Genomic DNA, 19236 nt, shown 5'->3' with positions numbered 1-19236 from the left:
GTCCGCGTGTGGACAGGGCTTTTTGTCAGGAAATCCAGAAAAAATCCGTGACGTACAGGATCATCATGAAAGATAGCAAATACGCTACGCTCAGCAGTACGCGGATATATTCCTTTCGTTGCTCGGAATACTTCCACTCCATATACGCGCGACACAACTCAGGAATCGTTATGCTCGCGAACATCGCAAACAGCAGCACGAACCATAACGACTCATCACCGCCCTGAAGGATCATCACCCATATGAACGAGGACATGAGAATACCCAAACTGACCCAGCACATTATCTTATGCCATTTCCAGTGCGTCTCGTTGTAAAAAGTGGGAAACTTCCTCCGACTCTCGAGATGGAGCCATTTCCCCAGCGCCCACTGCAACACCATGTACAGCGCCGCAAATACGAACAACACGAGCAGTACCAAAGCCATACTCGCCATCGAACAGCCTCCTTGATCAACACATGATGAGCTCAACCAACAAGCATCCTACCAAAATGGATGAGAGGTGAAACTCCATCCATGTATATTCGCCTGCCCCTTGCCTCGCCACGGCACCCGTCAAATTAGCAGAGACCCGTTATGGCTCAAGGTTGATGAACCGTATTGAAAAAGAGTACATGTCCGACAGCTTCCTCGGCCTTCATACCAGCCCGAAGAGGTTGGTGACGTAAATTGTCAACAGAAATACCAGTACATACCCTGCTGATGCCAGCACCCGAATATATTCCCTTCGCTGCTCTGAGTACTTCCATTCCATGTAGGCAGTGCATAGCTCTTGAAAGAACACTCCCGCAAAGTTCGAAACCAGGATAACCTTCCAAAATGATTCATCGACTCCTCGACTGATGCCCCACATACATCCCACTGCAATGATCAACGCAGATACTAAACGCACCCTAAGGTCCCATTTTTTATGCGTTTCATTGTGAAACGTCCGGTAATGCCTCCTCTTCCCAAGATGGAGCCATTTCCCCAACGCCCATTGCAGAAGATAATACACTCCCAAAAACACTCCCAATATGACGATAAGCCAGATCCATGTATCCATATAATTCCCCTTCTCCCTTTGGTTGATCGTTCATCACGATCTAGCGAACCGCCCAATAAAAGTTCGTAGCGAATGCCGTGATAAAGAATACAACCATGTAGCTCATGGTAATGATCATACGGATATACTCTTTACTCCCATCAGAATATTTCCATTCCCAGTACACCCGTAGTGCGTTCTGAAGGATGATACAGACGATGAAGACGTAAGGCAGCATATCTCGCATCACCCCACCGTCCACAGACATCATAAAACTGATCAGAATGATGAACATCAACACACCACTTGTTTTGACTTCCAAATCCTTATGCTGTTCGTTGTGATACCCCTTCTTCTTTTTTTCAATCTTAAGCCATTTACCCAGCGCCCATTCCAAAAGGATATAAGTTGCTATGAACACGCCAAGGACAATGAGCATCCTTGTACCGTTTTCCATTTGTAACACTCCTTACAGTATGCTTGTAGATAGAATCGCAATGAAAAGGGTCAGGCCGAATGCCATGTATCCTGTTTCGATAAGCGATCGTATGTATTCGTTGCGCTCCTCTGAATACTTCCAATCCATATACGCCTCGAACAACTCTTGGAGAATGAGTCCGATCAAGACCAGAATACATACGTATGCAGGGTTGAGATCATAGTAATAGGAAACACCTAATACAACCATCACAATCACCAGAATTATCCTTCTGACTCGCTTATTCCATTGCCTGTGGGTTTCGTTATAGTGATGGTTCTTCTTCTTACCGAGATGCAGCTTCCTTTTCAGGATCCTTCCTAAAATGAAAGATCCTATATGATAAACAAAGAAAAATGCTAAAAAAAACAGGATTACATTCATTTTCTCTCCTCCTACCCCAGAAAAACCCCTATAGCCGTTGCAGCCAGCAGGCTCACAAACACCGACACGCCCCAGTCCACTCCCCGTCGCATGTTGAGCAGCATATTCAACGTCCCACTTATGGCAAAACAAATGACAAATCCGAGTAGAAATGCCATCACGCTTCACCGACCGTAAGCGGCTTCCCGGGAACTGGGGATGACAGATTCATCATCGTATAGGGCTCGCCGTATTCCATGGCAGCGTCGATGAAATCTTCGAGTTCTGCATTGGTTCCCGTGACCAGCTTCACGAGGTAACTGTATTCCCCTGTAAGCCGGTGGCATTCCATCACATCGGCGTGCTCCCTGCAGAAGGAGCGGAATGCTTTGCAGCGATGCGTCTTCATAAGGATGAACGCCTTGACGGTCTTGCCTACCCGGTCAGGATCGACCTTTGCATGATATCCCGTGATGACTCCCTGCTCCTCAAGGCGCATCACCCTCTCCTTCACCGCCGGTACCGACAGCGACACCCGCCTCCCGAGTTCGGTCATCGACAGCCGCCCGTCCTGCTGTAGTTCTTCCATGATCTGACGATTGATTTCGTCCATGATTCGCTCCCACCTTATCTTTTAAGTCCGATCGCCATTTCTTCCGTTGTTTTTACGGCGTTCCGACGTATTTTCCTTCATGATAGCATAGTCCCGCCTATCTTTTTCCAATAAACTGAATACTAGAATGAAAGAATAGGAGTGATTGGACATGGAACATTGTTTAGCGTGTGAAAAGAAGATGGATGAGGGAGCTTACCATTGCTCTCATGACTGCACCTTTTGCAGTGAATGTACGGAGAGCTTCAAAAGCGTCTGTCCGAACTGCGGTGGAACGCTGGTGCCGAAGGTGAAGCGTGCCCTGCTCCTTATCGATGTGCAGCAGGCGTTCCTCCACCCGCAGTGGGGACCGCGGAATAACCCCCATGCGGAGGAAGAGATGCTGTTTGTTTTGAATGAATGGAGGCGCCTCGGCTGGGAGGTCATCCACATCCGGCACCGGTCGCTTCATCCGGAGTCCATTTTCCATTCTTCGAAGGAAGGCTTCCGCTTTAAAGAAGGCTTCGACCCGATCCCCGGTGAGACCGTGCTCGAGAAAGGTGTGAACAGTGCCTTCATCGGAACGGGACTTGAGGAACACCTTAGTCACCTCGGAATCACAGAAGTGGTGATCGCCGGCTTGACGACACCACACTGCATCTCCACGTCGGCAAGGATGAGCGGCAATCTCGGATTCACGACCTTCGTGCTATCCGATGCAACGGCTGCCTTCGATCTTGTCGATCCCGAGGGCCGCACCCTGGATGCTACACTCGTTCACGACGTATCCCTCGCCACCCTTCACGGTGAGTTTGCCACCGTAGTAAAGACAACCGATTATGTTAGAGCTCTTTTTCCAGACAATAGTGGGGCTTCCCTCCAATGTCCACTTCCTTAAAGGAGTGAAAGCCCTTCTTCATCCAAAATGCCAGTCCCGCCTCGTTCGAAGCGTGGACGGCCAAACGGAGGCGGCTCCTGCCGCTTCTCCCGACAAGCGCTTCCAATTCCCCGTACGCTTCATGGGCGACCCCCGTCCCCTGATGGGCACGGTGGACGACGAAGAGGCTGATCCAAGCCTCTGAATCGGACGGATTCTGGAGGCAATAATCAATGACCGCCACGTATCGGCGGTCTTTTTTCACCAGAAGGCGCCTCACTCCCCGGCGTTCGCATTCCTGGAACTCTGATTCCACTTCATCAAACCCGATTGTTTCCCGGTCCCTGGCCAGAAAATTGAAGGCGGGATTGGAATTCATGATCTCCACCTCGGCCTTCATCTTCTTCCGCATCCGACTGTTCGGCTCAAACTCGAGCATGCTGCTCCATCTCTTTGATGACACGGATCAGCTTCTGGGCAGCCTGAGCAAGATCCTCTTCTTGCGCCGGCTCTCCCTCCTCAGAGAAGAACTCGGCAAAATCCTGTCCTTCAAAACGAGGGATCACATGCATATGATAATGGTCGAGGTCGTTGAATCCCCCGCCGTTTTGGATGATCGTGATGCCATCAGGATTGAACGCCGCCTTTACAGCTTTAGAAAGGAAGCGCGACGCTTCCATGATTTCGATGGCCATCTTCGGATCAAGCTCCTCCACCTCTGCCGCGTGCTGCTTTGGAAGGATCATGACATGACCCGGATTGAACGACATATAGTCAAGGATGCATGTAAGGGTGGCTGTTTCGTACACCACATGGACGTTCTCTTGTTTCTTGGCCAATCTGCAGCCTATACAATTCATGGTCGTTCACTCCTTTTTAGGTTTATTTTACCATATGAGTGGAATAAGACTCTAGGATAGATTTGTACTCAGGTGAAACCAGCGTGTATGTTCACCCGTATCGATTACGAGAGGTGTTTAGCATGGACCTGCAAAAATATGAACATGATCCCGTTTTTATATTCCATAAGTCGTGGTGGACCGATGAAGGATATGTGCAAAGCGGCTTGGATCGTGAAACCAATGAAAAAATTGAGCGTCTGGTTCCCTTCAGTGATATAAAAGAAGTCCTGATTGGGCCAGCCTGGATCAGGATGCACGCGAGATCAAGGGATAGTTCGGGAAAGAAAAAAAATCTGTACAGGCAAGGACTTCGACTGGTATTCAGAGTGGAAAGCAACGGGGATATTACCTACCTTTCCTTTCTGTCGGAAACCAAAAAAGACGTTGACTCCTGGATCCAACGTATACATACTCACGCTATTCCAGCTTATGTGACCGATCTTGACCTGCATGATGCGAAACGGGAGGATTTCGACTTTCATTATGAATCGATTATCCGGCAACCCCTTCATGAGGCTGGCCTTGATTTCCCCGAACGGGTTGATATGAAAAATGAAGAATTCGCACCGCCTCAATGGAAACCCGATTCTTTTTACAAACGAAAGGAGCGGGAGGAAGAGCGATCCATGGACAGGATGAAGAAAGTCCGCCTTATCGTCTTCATCGGTACATTCCTGACGGCTCTGATCTGGCTTCCTCACTGGCGACTTGATGAGGACGTGAATTCCATGTTTCTTGTGCTTGGCATCCTGGTCCTTTTATTCCCGACCTATCTGCACAATGCCTGGAAGCCTGTTCAATCGCTCCTTGATACGGTGATGGTCGGGGTGGCCTTATTTGGAGGACTGACGACGGCGAATCTGTACACCCCCATCACGGCAGCGCACTATTCCAGTATATGGACGACCCTCCTGATCTTCGCGGTCTTTCATAACGGCGCTTTCTTCCTGAGCCGTTTCGGGAATAAAAGGGCAATCCGCCCCGGCAGAAAACGATAAACCAAAAAGACGACCCCACATTGGAGTCGTCTTTTTGTTCATCGGACGATGAAGTAATTGATGAAGAGTGCCACTGACAGCAGCAATCCGAAGAATGTGTTCGTCTGGGCGGTCGCTTTCATGGCAAGTCCCGAATGGGCAGGTCCGCCTTTTCCGAGGAAGGATTTAATGGCTTGGACCGGTTTCGGGATGCTCAGGAAGACGAGCAGGACCCACGGGCTGACGGTGCCGGCGATGATGAGGCCGATCAGCCACGCATAGGAGACGAAGAACGAGAAGCCGAGGAAATAGACGGCTTTTTTGTGACCCATGAGGATCGCAAGCGTCTTCCGTCCACCGATCGTGTCTTCTTCAATATCCCGGATATTGTTGGACAGGTTGATGGCTCCGACCAGGATCGCGATCGGGATCGAGATCAGGATCGTCGTCTGATCGACGGTTCCTGTCTGGATGAAGAATGCGATCAGGACGAAGGCTGCTCCCATGCTGACGCCTGAGAACAGCTCACCGAATGGCGTGTAGGCAATCGGCAGCGGGCCTCCTGTATATAGGTAGCCGATGAGCATCCCGCCGATTCCGATGGCGGCAAGCCACCAGCTGCTGTTGGCGCAGATATAGATTCCGGCAAGGACAGCCAGCGTATAGCAGGTAAGGGCCATCTGAAGGACCGTCCTCGGCTTCATGCCGTGGCGGACGATGGCGCCCCCGATTCCGACCGAGTCTTCCGTGTCGAGCCCACGTTTGAAATCGTAATATTCATTGAATAAGTTCGTGGCAATCTGCAGGCACAGACACGCGAAAAGCATCGCTAGGAACATCCAGACGCTGATGTTCGTCTCGTACATGGCGGAAACCGTTCCGATGAATACCGGGACGAAGGATGCAGTCAGGGTGTGGGGACGGGTCAGCTGCCAAAGGATGCTGGCTTTGCTGGGCGTCTCTATCGTTTGGTGCGATTGTTTCATCTAATCATCCTTTCATGCAAGGTTAAATATACTGCTGTTGGACCCGATTTGTCCATGCGCATGCTTCAGCATGGCAAATAGAAGTTCGCGCCTCATGCGTGACTCCTGGTTCAGGCCTCATTCAGTTATATTTCTCCTTCTCTTCTTATCTTAATCTCTCCGTGGTGCTTTCACAAGAGCTCAAAGACAAGTAGAAGGCAGGAATTCGACCTTTTTTTCAATCCCCGAAATCCGGGTGATTGAAGAATTCGGTAAAAAGGCGTATAATGGAGAGGATTTAGTACCTGGTCATAATATATGGTGTAAACACAATTCATGAAAAAGGTGGTCCTTCTTTTGAACCAATCACGCGCACGTATCACGGCAATCGGAACGTATGTGCCTGAGAAAAAACTGACAAACGCAGACCTTGAGAAAATGGTGGACACGACTGATGAATGGATCGTCCAGCGCACCGGCATGCATGAACGCCGCGTTGCAGCCGATGATCAATTCGCTTCCCATCTTGCCTTCGGGGCCGTCCAGAACCTGATTGACGGGTACGGAAAAGATCTGAGCGACGTCGACTGCATCATCGTGGCGACGACCACGCCGGATCATGCCTTCCCGAGTGTTGCCTGCCTGATCCAGAATCACTTCGACATACCTGCAACCGGTGCCTTCGATCTGAATGCCACCTGTGCCGGCTTCACCTATTCCCTGCATGTGGCCAACAACATGGTATCAAGCGGGATCCATAAAAAAATCCTCGTTGTCGCGTCTGAAACGCTGACGAAGGTGACGGACTATACAGACCGCTCGACCTGCATACTTTTCGGAGACGCTGCTGCTGCCATGCTCGTCGAATATGATGAAGAGAACCCAAGCTTCCTCGCGAGCCACATGGGCGCAAACGGAGCCGGCGGAGCCCACGTATACCGCCGTACATTCGCTCCTACTCTTCACGGACAGGAGCTTGATCCATCCGGGAAGATGGTACAGAACGGACGCGAAGTCTATAAGTGGGCAACGCGCACGATCCCAGGCGGCGTAGAAGAGCTTCTGACGAAATCCGGCATCGAGCGGGACAAGCTTGACTGGTTCATCCCTCACAGCGCAAACCTCCGCATGGTGGAGTCGATCTGTGACAAAGCCGGGATCAATGTCGACAATACCCTGACAAGCATGCAGTACTTCGGCAACACTTCTTCTGCTTCGATCCCCCTTGCCATCCATAAAGGGATCAAAGAAGGAAAAGTGAACGATGGCGACACGATGCTTCTGTACGGATTCGGTGGCGGACTTACCCATCTCGGACTCGTATTGAACTGGAGTCCCGACAGTCCAAAGGCATGAGGGACGTCCGGAGCATCCTGCCTCACCGGTTCCCCTTCCTCCTGATTGATAAGATCACGGAAGTGGAAGAAGGAAAACGGGCGGTGGGCGTGAAACTCATTTCACAACATGATTGTGAAGGGTCACCGGACGGCGCCTTCCCCCGCGGGTTCATCCTTGAGGCCATGGCCCAGATGAGCGGAGCCGCGCTCCATTCCGAGAGCCGGAGCAACGGCCTTGGCATGCTTGCCGGCATCGATAACTGCCGGTTTTACCAGGACGTCTTTGCCGGTGACCGGCTGACTCTTACAATCGACATCACACGGAATAAAGGAAGGATCGTGAAAGGGAGAGGTACGGCGGCCATCGACAGCAGGATCGTCTGTGAAGCCGACCTCCTGTTCGCCTTCCAATCCATCACGTAACAATCGAGACAAGCGATCTGCTTGTCTCTTTTTTTATGCCAATCCACTTACTGAATTGGAAAACAACTATAGGTAATAGTAATATTTATATATTTACTTTCAAGACAGTTGACTATACACTATGAAAAGTAATTTATTGAATTGTTTAATAATTCGGTTTTTGGAGGTTGGGCATGAGCTTATTCAGAAAGAAACTCATCACAGAAAGCAATACCGGTTCCCTCAATCGCGTACTAGGAGCAGTCGATCTGACCATGCTCGGAGTCGGGGCCATCATCGGGACCGGAGTCTTCGTCCTCACGGGCGTGGCATCAGCGAAATACGCAGGTCCAGCACTCATCCTATCGTTTATCATTGCAGGCCTTGCCTGTGTATTCGCCGCCCTCTGCTATTCAGAGTTTGCCTCCATGATCCCGCAATCAGGGAGCGCCTATACGTACAGCTATGTCGCCTTCGGGGAAATCTTCGCTTGGATTCTCGGCTGGGACCTCGTCCTTGAATACGGCCTTGCTTCCTCCGCTGTGGCAAGCGGCTGGTCGGGCTACTTCCAGAGCCTCCTGTCCGGTTTCGGGATCCATCTCCCTCACGCCCTGACGTCGGCATTCGATCCCGGCAACGGTACGTATCTTGATCTATCGGCCGTCATCATCGTCCTTCTCGTCACCCTTCTACTATCACGGGGTGTAAAGGAGTCGGCCAAGTTCAATGCCATCATGGTCATCGTGAAGGTGGCCGTCGTCCTGCTATTCATCGCCGTTGGCGTGTGGTACGTGGAGCCTTCCAACTGGCAGCCGTTCATGCCATTCGGCTTCTCGGGTGTCGTTTCGGGCGCTGCGGTCGTCGTCTTCGCCTACTTCGGTTTCGATGCGGTATCCACTGCCGCCGAGGAAGTGAAGAACCCCCAGCGGAACCTGCCGATCGGCATCATCTCGGCCCTTGTCATCTGCACCGTCATCTATATCGTTGTATCGCTCATCCTGACAGGGATCGTGCCTTACAGCATGCTGAATGTGAAAGACCCCGTCGCCTTCGCCCTGCAGTTCATCCACCAGGACTGGGCAGCCGGATTCATTTCCCTTGGCGCCATCGTCGGGATCACCACCGTCCTCATCGTCATGATGTTCGGACAGACCCGACTGTTCTATGCCATGAGCCGTGACGGTCTGCTTCCCCAGAAGCTTTCGAGCGTCAGCCCGAAAACGAAGGTTCCCCTTCCGAGTACATGGACGACCGGGATCCTCGTTGCCCTGTTCGCCGGTCTTGTCCCTCTGGATAAGCTTGCGGAACTGACGAGCATCGGGACCCTGTTCGCGTTTGCCACGGTGTCACTAGGTGTCGCCGTCCTCAGGAAGACGCGTCCGGAGATCAAGCGTGGCTTCAAAACACCATGGGTACCGGTCATCCCGGCGCTCGCGGTCATCTTCTGCGTGTACCTCATGCTCCAGCTGTCGGCATTCACGTGGAAGGGCTTCGCCGTCTGGCTCGTACTGGGGCTGATCTTCTACTTCAGCTACGGTTACCGCCACAGTAAATTGAATCGATGAGCATAAGAAAAGGGAGCCGTCACAACCGGCTCCCTTTTCTATGTATAATCTTTCCCTAGGTAATGGGAGCGAATCAGGCTCCCATCGACCTCTCCGGACAAATCAATGAAGTACTCCGATTGCCACGCCTGGGTCTTCCTCGCCGTCGGGTTCAATCCGGTCACCCAATCGGGGTAGACACGCATGGCCATTTTCCCTTTTGAGCTGCCGGTCGTAACGATCCCTTTCGACGCCATCACCTCTTTCGGGAAAACGAACTGCCCTTTCTTTCCTTGGTCCAGGACGGTGATGATGAGACGATCCGTACATTCCTCCAACGTATATGGACGGTTCCGGTCATCGTCTCCCTTTCTCCAAAAGACAGTGAAATAACCCTTTTTGTTGGGTGTTTTCCTGGCGCGCCTGCTCCTGTAGGTCCGATCATCCAGAGTCAAAACGAAGCCTTCATATTCCAGGTTCTGATCTTCCATCTCGAACCCATTCCTATGTGGAAGATCGGCCACTTCTAGCGCAGCCATGATCACATCCTTTGATGCCGATACGTCCTTCATTTCCATCCACATCCCTTTTCTGCAGTCCTCACGCAAGACCCTCCTTCAGGATCTTCACGTTCCGTTCAAAAAAGTCCCTATTCTTCTCTAGACCCATCCGCTGACACCAGCCGGTAGAATTGAAGGCGTCGGTCATCCGGTAAAAAGGGAGCACCCGGTCAAGGTCGATGAGGGGCCTCACCGAGCGGTATCCGTCTTCAAATGCTTCCCGTGTCCCAGGGAACCGCTGACATACATCCCGCTCGATCTTCGTAAAATCCAGCTCCGTCGAACCGATCCGTACGCTCTCAAAATCAATTAGACCCGTCACGTGATCATCACGTACGAGGATGTTCCCGGGGCGGAAATCCATATGGATGAACGACGGACCGTCGGGAGGCGGCAGCTCCTTCCTCATCTCCTCGAATCGAACAAGGGCCAGGTCGAACAATTCAGGGTCTAGCACCTTTTTCGCATCTTCGGCAAACGAGTAGAACTGCGCAGGAAGGAACTCTGTCCACCGGCTGAATTCATCCCGCACGGCACCTCCGTAGTCTTCGGGACCTACCCGGATGGTATGCAGCCTGGCGAGCAGCTCCCCGATCTCCCACGCCAGTTTCTCACTCACCATGCCAGTCGCCGGGACACCATCCAGTGCCTCGAGCACCAGGAACCCGTCCTCATGGAAGGCGACGACTTCCGGTACGGGTAAGTGTCCCTTGAACCGCTCCAGCATCTCCCTCTCCAAACTCAGCTTCTGGACGGAACGGGGTATTTTCAAGAACACCTTTTCCCCCGTCACGAGCTTCACATTATACACCGTTGAACTGAATGACTCCGGTACTTCCTTCACGGAAGCAGCTTTAAGATTGACTTTATCCAACCACTGATGAGCGTTCATGCTCTTCCACCTGCCGTTTCTTCATTGTCTATCAGCAATAGCCGAGACCAATCAACCCAAGCTCCCGAAGGGCAAAAGCGACACCATCTTCCCCGGAAGGCTTGGTGACAAAGTCGGCCACACTCTTCAACTCGGCCCCTGCATTCCCCATGGCGACACCCATTCCGGCCAGCTGAAGCATGTCGATGTCGTTGCCTCCATCTCCAAATGCCATGGCCTCCGAAGGATGGAGTCCAAAATGATGGAGCACCTTCTTCATGGCAATGGATTTCGATACGTCCGTTTCCAACACATTCAAGATGAAGGGATGCCAGCGCCTGAAGGTCAATTCGGGAAATCTGTTATGATAGCGGCCGATAGATTCATCATCCGCAAACAAGCACATGAGATACACCTCTTCTTCCATTTTCTCCACAACCGGCGGATAGTCCTTCAACCCCAATGTTTCAAAGAGTGCAGGCATGGTCCTCCGTTCCTCGATTCCGTTCATACTGAGTGAATCTGTATAGAAGGACAGACCGTGCCCAATCTCCATGGCGAACGAAGAGACAGCCTCTACCGTCGCAGGTGAAAGGACGGATTGAAAGATCACCTCTTCGCCATGGATACCATACCCTCCGTTTGCCGTAATGAACGTCTCGATCCCCAGATCCCGGATCTCCCCGCACATGGAAAGGGGTCTGCCCGTAGCCGCCACCACCCTGATGCCACGGTCCAAAAGCTCCCCTATCGCATCCCTCGTGCTCGAAGGAATACTTCCATCCTCATGATGGGTCAACGTCCCGTCAATATCGAAGAAAATTATTTTGATATCTGTTACTCTCATCATCTCCCGGTCTACCATTTTACCACATTTATACAGTAATTATTTGTATCTTAGTCTCCCACTATTTTATACTGAAAGAAGCAGTGCAGGAGGGTTGGATCTTTTCGTTTTGTTGCCTTCAAATGCAGGATGCGGGCATTATACAAGCCAAAAAAACGTCCCTAACCTGCAAAATATTCAACTGTTTTCGGAGGTTATCATGGAGTCAAACAAAACCAACGCATTGGCCATCACCAGCCTGGTCCTTGGCATCATTGCCATCATCATCCCGCTCATCGGGATTCTCATCGGGATTGCAGCCCTGATCATTGGGATAAAGTCCCTGAACCAGCTCAAGGTCCGCAGTGAAAAAGGCAAGGGAATTGCCATTGCTGGAATCGTCTGTGGAGCAGGCAGTCCTTTCTTTCAGATGATTCTTTTTCTGTTTATCGGAGTCATCAGCTTTTTCAATTCACCACAGTGAAGAAGGACCCGGATCCCCGGGCCCTTCTTTTCTATAGATCTGCTTTTTCAATCCGACGGTACGAAAGAAAGGCGATGCCAAAACCGATGAGGCACATGCCGACAGGAACACCGATGAATTGGAACAAGCTCGTCTGGTTGCTTCCATCAGACACGGTGGCATTGATCAGGAAGCCGATCAGAACCGCACTCGTGATGGTGGTGGCAGTCGACTTTTTCCTCATTCCGAAGAATAAAGGAATAAGAGAAACCCCTCCCATCATGAACGCCATGAGGAGCATGCCGGGGATATCACCCGCTATGTCTCGTAACGTCACTTCATCTGGGAAGATCTCCAACATCGGATTCAGTCCGACTGTCAGGAGGGCAATGACGATGCTGGCGGTCGCCGTGGTGACAAAGCAGAACCCAAATACGACGAGGAGCTTGGCCCTCAGGATTTTCTTTCGCTCGGTGGGATACGTAAAGAGGAGCTGAATCGTCTTATTCCTGAATTCTTCAATCATCACTCTGGACAGGACAACGCTCGTATAGATCATGAACACAATCCGGACGAAGATGCCTGCTAAGGATTCATATGCCTCATAATCGGGGAACATCGCCTCTTTTTCCCCGTTTGACCCGATTCCCATGAGGGCCATCGCGGCAAAGATGAGGATGATGCTGACGAGCACCCCTTTCCAGTACTGAGAAAGCCGGTTCTTCGTCCATTCCAGTTTCATCAGGTTAAGCATGGCGTTTTCCCTCCTTAAGCAGGTTGATGAAGTAGTCTTCGAGATTGCTTTCCTTCCTCTCGATCCTCTCTACCTCAACCCCGCCAACTACGAGAAGTCGGTTCAGCTCATGACGGGACAGGACACTGTTGAACACGATGATGGTCCGATCGTCCACTCGCTCGACCCTTCCCACTTCACTCAGGATCTGACTGCCAGTGCCGGCATCCTTTACTCCTATGATGTAGCCGCTCCTACTTCCCTCCTTCAATTCCTCCATTCTCACCTCACTGATCAGGCGCCCCTCTTGAATGACTCCTATTGTATCGGCAATGGATTCAATTTCCGATACAATATGACTTGAGATAAGGATCGTCATACCCTGTTCCTTAAGCATAAGGAGCAGTTCTCGTACCTCCCTTATGCCGATGGGATCCAATCCATTGATCGGCTCATCAAGGATCAGGATCCGCGGTTGATGGATGATGGCCCTGGCAATGCCAAGGCGTTGCTTCATCCCCAGGGACAGCTCGGAAATGAGCTGATCTTTTGCTCCTTTCAATCCGACCTTTTCCAACATCCGATCCACGCCGTCCTTCATTTCGATTCCCATGTACCGGCAGTGCAGCACCAGGTTCTCCTCCACAGTCAAACGCTCATAGAATACAGGGTATTCTATGATACTCCCGATTTCCTTTAAGTACGCAGATTTACCGTCCACCACTTCCCCGTTCATGCTGATCGTACCTGCCGTAGGCTTCACAAGATTGAGCATCATCCTCATGATCGTTGTTTTCCCTGCCCCGTTCGGTCCCAAGAACCCGTAAATCTCTCCTGCACGGACTTTCATGCTGACATTTGAGATGATCTCTCTTTTTTTGATCGTCTTTGATACAGCGTTCACTTCAATTGCTAGTGTCATGCCATTCCCTCCAAGCCTCATCTATACTTCTACCTTAAGGGCTGAAAGAGGAATTGACAGCTTCCTTTCATGAATGGTTCTCTGGAGTGCACGAACGGTCAAAAAAAGCATCAGACCGGTCCGATGCTTTCCATTTACTCTTTCCACTTTTCTAGCAATGTCTTTAATAACCTTCGCGATACAAGACACTCAGAGCCGTCAGCTAGGATCACCTTTTTTTCTTTCCGGTCAATCTCTTGAATGGCTTTTACATTCACCACATACGCACGGTGAGTCCGGATCAGACGATGATCCAGGGACTCTATCTCTTTCAAGTCGCCATAGAATTCCATCACCCGCGTGGTCGAAACTAGACGGAGTTTATGTGGTGTGCCCGTAGTTTCAATGTAAAGAAGTTCTCTGAAAGGCACCTGAAAGTTGCTTTGCCCACTTTCATAGCGGAAAGTATCGGTTGGGAGGGCTACCCCTGCCCTCGATGAAGCAAGAAGCAAACAATCCTGCACACGTTGACGGAACGCTTCATGTCCCAGACTTTTATCGATGAAGTCCACTGCACCGATATGGTACTCGAATGTTTTCATCGCAAGTTCTGAATGGGTCGTAACAAACACAATGGTTCCTAGGGGATCCGATTTGCGGATTTCTTTGGCGACCGCAAACCCCTTCTGCTCCTCATCATCAATCTCAAGATCAAGGAAATAGAGGTTATGAAGCGACGCATTCTTTAGGCTTGATAATACATCCACCGGTCTGGAAGTCGCATGAAAATTAAGATAGGTAATGCCTTCTATCTCGCAGATATCCTTGATCATCCCCGACAACCGCTGTTGCTGAATGATATCATCTTCCAGTAAATAAATATTCATCTACATTACCCCTCTTCTCTTATGGACAGGGACTGAACAAAGGTAGAGCCGTTAACCCTAGTATCCAACGTCGCATATGTGATGTCTTGTAGAATCTGTCGCACGGTGTAAAGCCCCGTGCCCCTACCTGACCCTTTTGATGATACGTCCTTATTGAAGATGGATGAAAGATCGACGTCCCCTTCTAGTGAATTTTCTATCACCCATACCTGATCCCGCTCCCCTTGAATGATTGCCACAGTCAGTGATTGTTCATGAGTCTCCATTGCTGCCTCCACAGCATTGTCAATCAGGATAGAAAGAATCCTGGTGAACGGAATGAGGTCCATTCTTAAACATCTGATCGGTAACAGAATCTCAAGCCTGACATCGATTCCTTGACGCTGAGCAATCAGTAGTTTTGATGCGAGGATACTCTTAATTTCAGGAACATGAAGGTTCTTCAACTTAACAAGGCTGTGCTCGTTTCCTTGCATCCGGTCCCCGGTCGGCTTAACCGTTTGATCGAAAACCAGCCGGACCTGATCCATATCACCCGCTCGTATACCGGATTCAAGTGTCAGGAGAATATTCACGTAGTCATGACGGAATCCTCTGATTTCGTCGTAGAGCAACTCAAGCTGCGAGGTATAATCCTGAAGTTGATTCAGCTGTTCTTCCTTTGCCTTCTTCAACTGCTTTCGCTGGATATGCCGGTATTGAAAGACGAAATAGCCGAAAGCCACGAGTATCAGCATGCCCATTCCATAAAGAAGCTTTTCCAATAGGAGATTGCCACTGCTTTCGCCTTGTACCAGAGTTAGGATTACATAGATCACCACGACCACTAGAAGCAATAATACCGTCACAGGAAGCAGCATCACTGAGCTGAAACGTTCCACTTCCTCCTTTCTTACTTTATCCATGTATCCACCCATAAGAAGTAAGATCCCTGCATTTAGAAGCGGAGGCGAAAGCGCAGTCAACAGATACACCAGATAATCCAGATTCGCCGTCGACACCTGGAAGCCGAACCCAATTATCCACTCTATGAGATCTGCGAATAAAAAGCCTAGGAAGGAGTTCATCACGAGGGCATATGCCGCATAAAAAATGCCTAATGCAGTCAATCTGTCTTCTTTACGGAAGGATATCCAAATCAGCAGCCCGAATACCGACAGAGCTCCCCATACCCCAACAAAATAGGAAAAAAGCTGTCCCATCACGACGACAGCTAAAGAGTAGCCTGTGTACTCCCATTTACTGAACGAATAACGGGACACAGCAGTAAAGATTACAAAGAAACTAATAAGCTGGATGGTACTAACAAGAATATACATGATGTCTCCTACTCTTTGCGTTTGTTAATCCAGTAATGATTCGATCGAAAGAAACACTAAACGCACCCCACAAACCTAGGGAAATGTTATGTATGATGAGACCCTTAAAATACAAGAACAAGTTCTAAGATCGAGCGACTCTTGCTGAACCGATCACACTGATCAGCAGGTAATAAATCCCTAAGATGGCAAGACCATCGGTAAGCACTACCCCGATATCTGTGCGTTTGATTCCCCATCTCCACAGAAGCGCACTGACAAAAAAGATGAGGGGGATGACCAGGAAGTAACCGACGAACGTCAGTTTTTGATTTTTCATGCTGATGCCCCCCTTATACGATTTGCATTCTTCAGGAAGTTCCGGACTTCCCGTGGGTTCTTCAGATGAATGATGGTTTTCTCCTCACTGTAGGCTGCAAGCTTTTGAAGGATGCCCGGCCGCTTCTCCTTCGGGTACTGCCAGATCCACTTGAGGAAGGTCAGGTCCAATCGCTCCTCGCAGCCTTCCCGCATATCGGGCCGGGACTTCCCGTGATAGCGGAACATGCGCTTCATGGCTCGGTAGCTGCAACGCCATCTCGATAGATCCAGGAAGATAATCGTATCCGCCGCATCCATGCGGAACTCCATCGTTGAGCCGTAGTTTCCGTCGATGATCCATTTCTCCTTGGTCACAAGCTTCCGTTGGATTTCCCTGACTTCTTCCCGTTCGACCGGAACCCAGCCCGGCTTCCACAGGAGCTGGTCCAAATGCCAGACAGGTAAATCAATTGCTTCCCCAAGACGGGTCGCCAGCGTCGATTTTCCCGACCCACCCGAACCGATCAACACTACCTTCTTCATACCGTGCACCTCCTAAAAAAACAGCCAAGCTCCTAGTACAAAGTAAGCAATCGCCAGTAAAAACGCCGGCACCGAAAGGAAAAACTTCGTTCGGTAACGGACGCCTTTAAAAGGACGATACAGCTTCACCACCACCGTCATGACAACGAACAGAACCAAGAGAGAAACCAAGATGGCGGTCGCATCCACCATCGTGAACGGTGGGGTCAAGTAAGGATCAAGATAATAGTTCATGATGACGATGACGGTAAACAGCAGACTCTGATAAAACACATACCGTAAATAAAGCATGACTTCCTCTTTCTTATCTGTTGTAAATTCCCATATTATTGTATCATAGGGGCGAATTGGGGGACATCATGGCTTTCTCAAATTCCCCGGCCACGTGGCTTCACAACGGTTATCAATCCTCCATGCCACAATCGTCGTGCTATCCCGCACGCCGTTTTCTTCGATTTTGTGGAGAAGATCCGCCACTCCTTCCTCCACCGACTTTTCATCCAACGCAGCAAAGATCTCTTTACCTCCGGGGTACGGATCTCCCGGACATTCCAACAGTCCATCCGTCGTCATGAAGATGGTATTCGTCCCTTCCCTGAGCTCCCTCACGCCTGTGCCGTAGCATGGGATTTCCCCATGGAACGAGCTTGCCTTGCCGATCCATTCGTAAAAATGGCGCTGATTCAGATTGTACTGCCCGTGGGCGGCGAGTTCGGGATGATAGAGCATGGCCACACAGTCCCCGATCGAGAACCACCATAGGACGTTTTCTTTCCTGCATACCAATAAGATAGCGGTCTCCCCCTGCACTTCCTGACAGCGGGCAAGGAATCCAGGTTCCCTGAATATATCCAGAATGCAGGCCTGCAACGGATTGAACACCTCGCCAAACGGCCGCTTCAGGATGGATTGAATCCGCTCTTTCTCCCCTTCAAGCGTCTCGACGACCAGGGATGCGCTCTCAGCCGTCTGATGGGCATCAAGGATAGCGGCAAATTCCCACTCCCCCTCTTCGACCCATAAGAGAGCGGCGTCCTCATTCTTGTTTGCACCTGCCCCGGAATTCCCTCCGAAGCGTCCCACCACTATCCCATTTGGAAAAGTGAGGACATCCTTCTCATCTACCTTTGTATCATCGCTTCCAACCCAGTTCCATTCACTCATAGGATTCCATCCTTTCTTTCAACCTCATGCACAGGGCCACGATTTCTTCTTCCCCGACCATGGGCGCCTTCTCCCAATCGTATACGTCCATGGCGCCCCAATGTTCCTCCGGGGTCCCTGGGTATCTGGCCACAAGATGCATATGAAGATGGGGGACCGAATTCCCGGACACAAGAGCATAGACATGCTCCGCTCCTTCACTCTCCGTCAGCGCCCGGCTCACCCGGGACATGGCGATGCCGAATGCAGCGGCTTCCTCGCCCGTCATATCCGCCATGCCCGGCACATGCCGTTTCAAGTCAATCATCACATGTCCCGCATAGTTCGGTTTTCCCTTGCGATCGATGTGACCGACATACACCCATTCATTCTCATAAATCGTCGTTCCGGCGGTCTTGATGATGCTTCTATGTTTATCACAGATGAAACACGACACGGCCTTCTCCCCCTTTTTGGATAGCAAAAAGCCCCGTCCTCTCGGAAAGAGACGACGGGGCCGTGGTACCACTCTTATTGGTCTCCCGAACAGGAAACCGCTCTGGACCAGATGACGGTGGTCGGCCGGATAGACATTCCCTTCCATCCGCTCCCAGGCGAGTTGGGGACGGGAATGGCTGTCTTGCAGCGGACGACAGCTCTCTTGGCAGACCCTGATCCTTATTACTCCTGTTCATGGCGTTTACAAATGTTAAAGTTTTCTAATAGTGTAAGGATATTGTCTGGTGGCGTCAATCTTTTTTTGAATGTGTGGATTAAAATGATAAAGAGAGTGAAGTGCAGCGGAGGCTGACCGACTCCTTCGGGAATAGCGGGCAGGTGAGACCCTGGAGGCGTAGCCGAAGCGGCTCACCGCACGCCCCGAGGAAAGCGGTCAGCCGCAGCGGAACGGAACGCCCCTGTACAAAATTTGGCTTCACGGTTTTACATAATAAGAAAAGGAAGGGATATTCCCCTTCCTTCAGCATTCATTATCCTTTTTTGATCCAGAACTTCAATACGTCTCCGTCTTCTTCATGCTTCACAAGTTCATGACCGCCAGATTTGGCCCATGCGGTGAGGTCACTTTTAGCTCCTTTATCCGTTGCATGGATTTCAAGGACTTCTCCTGACTCGATCGTGTTCATTTCTTTTTTTGTCCTGACGATCGGCATCGGGCATGCCAATCCTTTTGCATCCAATACTTTTACTGATTCCATTCTCTATTCCT

At 50.6% G+C, this 19236-nt stretch carries 28 protein-coding genes; 6 read left to right on the top strand and 22 right to left on the bottom strand.

Annotation, left to right across the window (positions count from 1 at the left end; translation table 11 throughout):
- Positions 1–25 precede the first annotated feature (25 nt).
- From K6T23_RS03685 to K6T23_RS03660, 6 genes are all read right to left on the bottom strand, one after another.
- Positions 26–436: a DUF4181 domain-containing protein gene (locus K6T23_RS03685; protein ID WP_238283599.1), complete on the bottom strand. Its 411-nt coding sequence runs from the start codon at positions 434–436 to the stop codon at positions 26–28.
- A 202-nt stretch (positions 437–638) separates the two neighbouring features.
- Positions 639–1046 carry a DUF4181 domain-containing protein gene (locus K6T23_RS03680; RefSeq protein ID WP_238283598.1) on the bottom strand — a complete coding sequence of 136 codons (408 nt, stop codon included), beginning with the start codon at positions 1044–1046 and terminating at the stop codon, positions 639–641.
- 40 nt (positions 1047–1086) lie between these two features.
- Positions 1087–1482, bottom strand: a complete 396-nt coding sequence (locus tag K6T23_RS03675; protein ID WP_238283597.1) for a DUF4181 domain-containing protein — start codon at positions 1480–1482, stop codon at positions 1087–1089.
- 12 nt (positions 1483–1494) lie between these two features.
- Positions 1495–1887 carry a DUF4181 domain-containing protein gene (locus tag K6T23_RS03670; protein ID WP_048012290.1) on the bottom strand — a complete coding sequence of 131 codons (393 nt, stop codon included), beginning with the start codon at positions 1885–1887 and terminating at the stop codon, positions 1495–1497.
- Between the two features lie 11 nt (positions 1888–1898).
- The gene (locus K6T23_RS03665) at positions 1899–2048 is read right to left on the bottom strand and encodes a hypothetical protein (RefSeq protein ID WP_238283596.1); all 150 of its coding nucleotides are present in this window, start codon (positions 2046–2048) and stop codon (positions 1899–1901) included.
- The gene (locus K6T23_RS03660; RefSeq protein WP_048012289.1) at positions 2045–2479 is read right to left on the bottom strand and encodes an Lrp/AsnC family transcriptional regulator; all 435 of its coding nucleotides are present in this window, start codon (positions 2477–2479) and stop codon (positions 2045–2047) included. Before K6T23_RS03660 ends, K6T23_RS03665 begins: the two co-directional genes overlap by 4 nt.
- A gap of 151 nt (positions 2480–2630) precedes the next feature.
- Here K6T23_RS03660 and K6T23_RS03655 point away from each other — a divergent pair, with 151 nt between their 5' ends.
- Positions 2631–3356: an isochorismatase family protein gene (locus K6T23_RS03655; protein WP_082139805.1), complete on the top strand. Its 726-nt coding sequence runs from the start codon at positions 2631–2633 to the stop codon at positions 3354–3356.
- Here K6T23_RS03655 and K6T23_RS03650 read toward each other — a convergent pair.
- The gene (locus K6T23_RS03650) at positions 3301–3798 is read right to left on the bottom strand and encodes a GNAT family N-acetyltransferase (protein ID WP_159129197.1); all 498 of its coding nucleotides are present in this window, start codon (positions 3796–3798) and stop codon (positions 3301–3303) included. The genes K6T23_RS03655 and K6T23_RS03650 overlap by 56 nt on opposite strands.
- The gene (locus K6T23_RS03645) at positions 3761–4195 is read right to left on the bottom strand and encodes an HIT family protein (RefSeq protein ID WP_048012287.1); all 435 of its coding nucleotides are present in this window, start codon (positions 4193–4195) and stop codon (positions 3761–3763) included. Before K6T23_RS03645 ends, K6T23_RS03650 begins: the two co-directional genes overlap by 38 nt.
- Positions 4196–4317: 122 nt before the next feature.
- Between K6T23_RS03645 and K6T23_RS03640 the strand changes: the two genes are divergently transcribed.
- Entirely contained in the window at positions 4318–5235 is a 918-nt protein-coding gene (locus K6T23_RS03640) for a hypothetical protein (protein ID WP_048012286.1), read from the top strand.
- Between the two features lie 38 nt (positions 5236–5273).
- Here the strand turns inward: K6T23_RS03640 and K6T23_RS03635 are convergent, their stop codons facing one another.
- Positions 5274–6200 (bottom strand): 1,4-dihydroxy-2-naphthoate polyprenyltransferase, encoded by a 927-nt coding sequence (locus K6T23_RS03635; protein WP_048006906.1) that lies wholly within the window; start codon positions 6198–6200, stop codon positions 5274–5276.
- 336 nt (positions 6201–6536) lie between these two features.
- Between K6T23_RS03635 and K6T23_RS03630 the strand changes: the two genes are divergently transcribed.
- The 3 genes from K6T23_RS03630 (at position 6537) to K6T23_RS03620 (ending at position 9483) form a co-directional block, all read left to right on the top strand.
- On the top strand, positions 6537–7535 hold the full coding sequence (locus K6T23_RS03630) for a ketoacyl-ACP synthase III (RefSeq protein WP_231578702.1): 999 nt from the start codon (positions 6537–6539) through the stop codon (positions 7533–7535).
- On the top strand, positions 7532–7939 hold the full coding sequence (locus tag K6T23_RS03625; RefSeq protein ID WP_048012284.1) for an ApeP family dehydratase: 408 nt from the start codon (positions 7532–7534) through the stop codon (positions 7937–7939). The genes K6T23_RS03630 and K6T23_RS03625 overlap by 4 nt, the downstream gene beginning before the upstream one ends.
- A gap of 173 nt (positions 7940–8112) precedes the next feature.
- On the top strand, positions 8113–9483 hold the full coding sequence (locus K6T23_RS03620) for a branched-chain amino acid transporter BcaP (RefSeq protein ID WP_048012283.1): 1371 nt from the start codon (positions 8113–8115) through the stop codon (positions 9481–9483).
- A gap of 38 nt (positions 9484–9521) precedes the next feature.
- On the opposite strand, the gene K6T23_RS03615 is transcribed toward K6T23_RS03620, so the two are convergent.
- The 3 genes from K6T23_RS03615 to K6T23_RS03605 form a co-directional block, all read right to left on the bottom strand.
- Complete coding sequence (locus tag K6T23_RS03615) at positions 9522–10001, bottom strand: MepB family protein (protein ID WP_048012401.1); 480 nt, start codon at positions 9999–10001, stop codon at positions 9522–9524.
- Positions 10002–10062: 61 nt separating this feature from the next.
- Positions 10063–10914 carry a phosphotransferase family protein gene (locus tag K6T23_RS03610; protein WP_048012282.1) on the bottom strand — a complete coding sequence of 284 codons (852 nt, stop codon included), beginning with the start codon at positions 10912–10914 and terminating at the stop codon, positions 10063–10065.
- 31 nt (positions 10915–10945) lie between these two features.
- Positions 10946–11743, bottom strand: coding sequence for a Cof-type HAD-IIB family hydrolase (locus K6T23_RS03605; RefSeq protein ID WP_238283595.1), 798 nt, complete (start codon positions 11741–11743; stop codon positions 10946–10948).
- Positions 11744–11939: 196 nt separating this feature from the next.
- On the opposite strand from K6T23_RS03605, the gene K6T23_RS03600 reads away from it, so the two are divergent.
- Positions 11940–12203 carry a DUF4190 domain-containing protein gene (locus K6T23_RS03600; protein WP_053072204.1) on the top strand — a complete coding sequence of 88 codons (264 nt, stop codon included), beginning with the start codon at positions 11940–11942 and terminating at the stop codon, positions 12201–12203.
- A gap of 31 nt (positions 12204–12234) precedes the next feature.
- Here the strand turns inward: K6T23_RS03600 and K6T23_RS03595 are convergent, their stop codons facing one another.
- The 10 genes from K6T23_RS03595 to K6T23_RS03550 all read right to left on the bottom strand — a co-directional run bounded on the left by K6T23_RS03595 (position 12235) and on the right by K6T23_RS03550 (position 19225).
- Positions 12235–12936 carry an ABC transporter permease gene (locus tag K6T23_RS03595; protein ID WP_048006901.1) on the bottom strand — a complete coding sequence of 234 codons (702 nt, stop codon included), beginning with the start codon at positions 12934–12936 and terminating at the stop codon, positions 12235–12237.
- Complete coding sequence (locus tag K6T23_RS03590; protein WP_238283594.1) at positions 12929–13837, bottom strand: ABC transporter ATP-binding protein; 909 nt, start codon at positions 13835–13837, stop codon at positions 12929–12931. The genes K6T23_RS03595 and K6T23_RS03590 overlap by 8 nt, the downstream gene beginning before the upstream one ends.
- Before the next feature lie 134 nt (positions 13838–13971).
- Positions 13972–14703, bottom strand: coding sequence for a response regulator transcription factor (locus K6T23_RS03585; RefSeq protein WP_148797028.1), 732 nt, complete (start codon positions 14701–14703; stop codon positions 13972–13974).
- A 5-nt stretch (positions 14704–14708) separates the two neighbouring features.
- Positions 14709–16022, bottom strand: a complete 1314-nt coding sequence (locus K6T23_RS03580) for a sensor histidine kinase (RefSeq protein WP_238283593.1) — start codon at positions 16020–16022, stop codon at positions 14709–14711.
- 124 nt (positions 16023–16146) lie between these two features.
- On the bottom strand, positions 16147–16341 hold the full coding sequence (locus tag K6T23_RS03575; protein ID WP_148797031.1) for a hypothetical protein: 195 nt from the start codon (positions 16339–16341) through the stop codon (positions 16147–16149).
- Positions 16338–16865 carry a DNA topology modulation protein gene (locus K6T23_RS03570; RefSeq protein WP_238283592.1) on the bottom strand — a complete coding sequence of 176 codons (528 nt, stop codon included), beginning with the start codon at positions 16863–16865 and terminating at the stop codon, positions 16338–16340. Before K6T23_RS03570 ends, K6T23_RS03575 begins: the two co-directional genes overlap by 4 nt.
- A gap of 12 nt (positions 16866–16877) precedes the next feature.
- Entirely contained in the window at positions 16878–17156 is a 279-nt protein-coding gene (locus tag K6T23_RS03565) for a hypothetical protein (RefSeq protein WP_048006896.1), read from the bottom strand.
- A 66-nt stretch (positions 17157–17222) separates the two neighbouring features.
- A complete protein-coding gene (locus tag K6T23_RS03560; RefSeq protein WP_238283591.1) occupies positions 17223–18029 on the bottom strand; it encodes a PP2C family serine/threonine-protein phosphatase in 807 nt (268 codons plus the stop codon).
- Positions 18022–18465, bottom strand: coding sequence for an HIT family protein (locus tag K6T23_RS03555; protein ID WP_238283590.1), 444 nt, complete (start codon positions 18463–18465; stop codon positions 18022–18024). The genes K6T23_RS03560 and K6T23_RS03555 overlap by 8 nt, the downstream gene beginning before the upstream one ends.
- Before the next feature lie 532 nt (positions 18466–18997).
- Positions 18998–19225: a sulfurtransferase TusA family protein gene (locus K6T23_RS03550; protein ID WP_048006893.1), complete on the bottom strand. Its 228-nt coding sequence runs from the start codon at positions 19223–19225 to the stop codon at positions 18998–19000.
- Positions 19226–19236: the final 11 nt, after the last annotated feature.

It is taken from the genome of Rossellomorea marisflavi (assembly GCF_022170785.1).
GTDB classification, from domain to species: Bacteria; Bacillota; Bacilli; order Bacillales; family Bacillaceae_B; genus Rossellomorea; species Rossellomorea marisflavi_B.
The sequence above is the reverse complement of the archived record's forward strand: the minus strand, read 5'-3'. Positions and strand labels throughout refer to the sequence as shown.

Excerpts from the sequence above, each read along its gene's own strand:
- K6T23_RS03590 (WP_238283594.1), bottom strand. The coding sequence starts at position 13,837 with ATGACACTAGCAATTGAAGTGAACGCTGTATCAAAGACGATCAAAAAA.
- K6T23_RS03575 (WP_148797031.1), bottom strand. The coding sequence starts at position 16,341 with ATGAAAAATCAAAAACTGACGTTCGTCGGTTACTTCCTGGTCATCCCC.
- K6T23_RS03645 (WP_048012287.1), bottom strand. The coding sequence starts at position 4,195 with ATGAATTGTATAGGCTGCAGATTGGCCAAGAAACAAGAGAACGTCCAT.
- K6T23_RS03680 (WP_238283598.1), bottom strand. The coding sequence starts at position 1,046 with ATGGATACATGGATCTGGCTTATCGTCATATTGGGAGTGTTTTTGGGA.
- K6T23_RS03605 (WP_238283595.1), bottom strand. The coding sequence starts at position 11,743 with ATGATGAGAGTAACAGATATCAAAATAATTTTCTTCGATATTGACGGG.
- K6T23_RS03615 (WP_048012401.1), bottom strand. The coding sequence starts at position 10,001 with ATGGCTGCGCTAGAAGTGGCCGATCTTCCACATAGGAATGGGTTCGAG.
- K6T23_RS03585 (WP_148797028.1), bottom strand. The coding sequence starts at position 14,703 with ATGAATATTTATTTACTGGAAGATGATATCATTCAGCAACAGCGGTTG.
- K6T23_RS03685 (WP_238283599.1), bottom strand. The coding sequence starts at position 436 with ATGGCGAGTATGGCTTTGGTACTGCTCGTGTTGTTCGTATTTGCGGCG.
- K6T23_RS03565 (WP_048006896.1), bottom strand. The coding sequence starts at position 17,156 with ATGCTTTATTTACGGTATGTGTTTTATCAGAGTCTGCTGTTTACCGTC.
- K6T23_RS03580 (WP_238283593.1), bottom strand. The coding sequence starts at position 16,022 with ATGTATATTCTTGTTAGTACCATCCAGCTTATTAGTTTCTTTGTAATC.
- K6T23_RS03550 (WP_048006893.1), bottom strand. The coding sequence starts at position 19,225 with ATGGAATCAGTAAAAGTATTGGATGCAAAAGGATTGGCATGCCCGATG.
- K6T23_RS03620 (WP_048012283.1), top strand. The coding sequence starts at position 8,113 with ATGAGCTTATTCAGAAAGAAACTCATCACAGAAAGCAATACCGGTTCC.
- K6T23_RS03570 (WP_238283592.1), bottom strand. The coding sequence starts at position 16,865 with ATGAAGAAGGTAGTGTTGATCGGTTCGGGTGGGTCGGGAAAATCGACG.
- K6T23_RS03560 (WP_238283591.1), bottom strand. The coding sequence starts at position 18,029 with ATGAGTGAATGGAACTGGGTTGGAAGCGATGATACAAAGGTAGATGAG.
- K6T23_RS03625 (WP_048012284.1), top strand. The coding sequence starts at position 7,532 with ATGAGGGACGTCCGGAGCATCCTGCCTCACCGGTTCCCCTTCCTCCTG.
- K6T23_RS03655 (WP_082139805.1), top strand. The coding sequence starts at position 2,631 with ATGGAACATTGTTTAGCGTGTGAAAAGAAGATGGATGAGGGAGCTTAC.
- K6T23_RS03600 (WP_053072204.1), top strand. The coding sequence starts at position 11,940 with ATGGAGTCAAACAAAACCAACGCATTGGCCATCACCAGCCTGGTCCTT.
- K6T23_RS03595 (WP_048006901.1), bottom strand. The coding sequence starts at position 12,936 with ATGCTTAACCTGATGAAACTGGAATGGACGAAGAACCGGCTTTCTCAG.
- K6T23_RS03660 (WP_048012289.1), bottom strand. The coding sequence starts at position 2,479 with ATGGACGAAATCAATCGTCAGATCATGGAAGAACTACAGCAGGACGGG.
- K6T23_RS03675 (WP_238283597.1), bottom strand. The coding sequence starts at position 1,482 with ATGGAAAACGGTACAAGGATGCTCATTGTCCTTGGCGTGTTCATAGCA.
- K6T23_RS03610 (WP_048012282.1), bottom strand. The coding sequence starts at position 10,914 with ATGAACGCTCATCAGTGGTTGGATAAAGTCAATCTTAAAGCTGCTTCC.
- K6T23_RS03640 (WP_048012286.1), top strand. The coding sequence starts at position 4,318 with ATGGACCTGCAAAAATATGAACATGATCCCGTTTTTATATTCCATAAG.
- K6T23_RS03670 (WP_048012290.1), bottom strand. The coding sequence starts at position 1,887 with ATGAATGTAATCCTGTTTTTTTTAGCATTTTTCTTTGTTTATCATATA.
- K6T23_RS03635 (WP_048006906.1), bottom strand. The coding sequence starts at position 6,200 with ATGAAACAATCGCACCAAACGATAGAGACGCCCAGCAAAGCCAGCATC.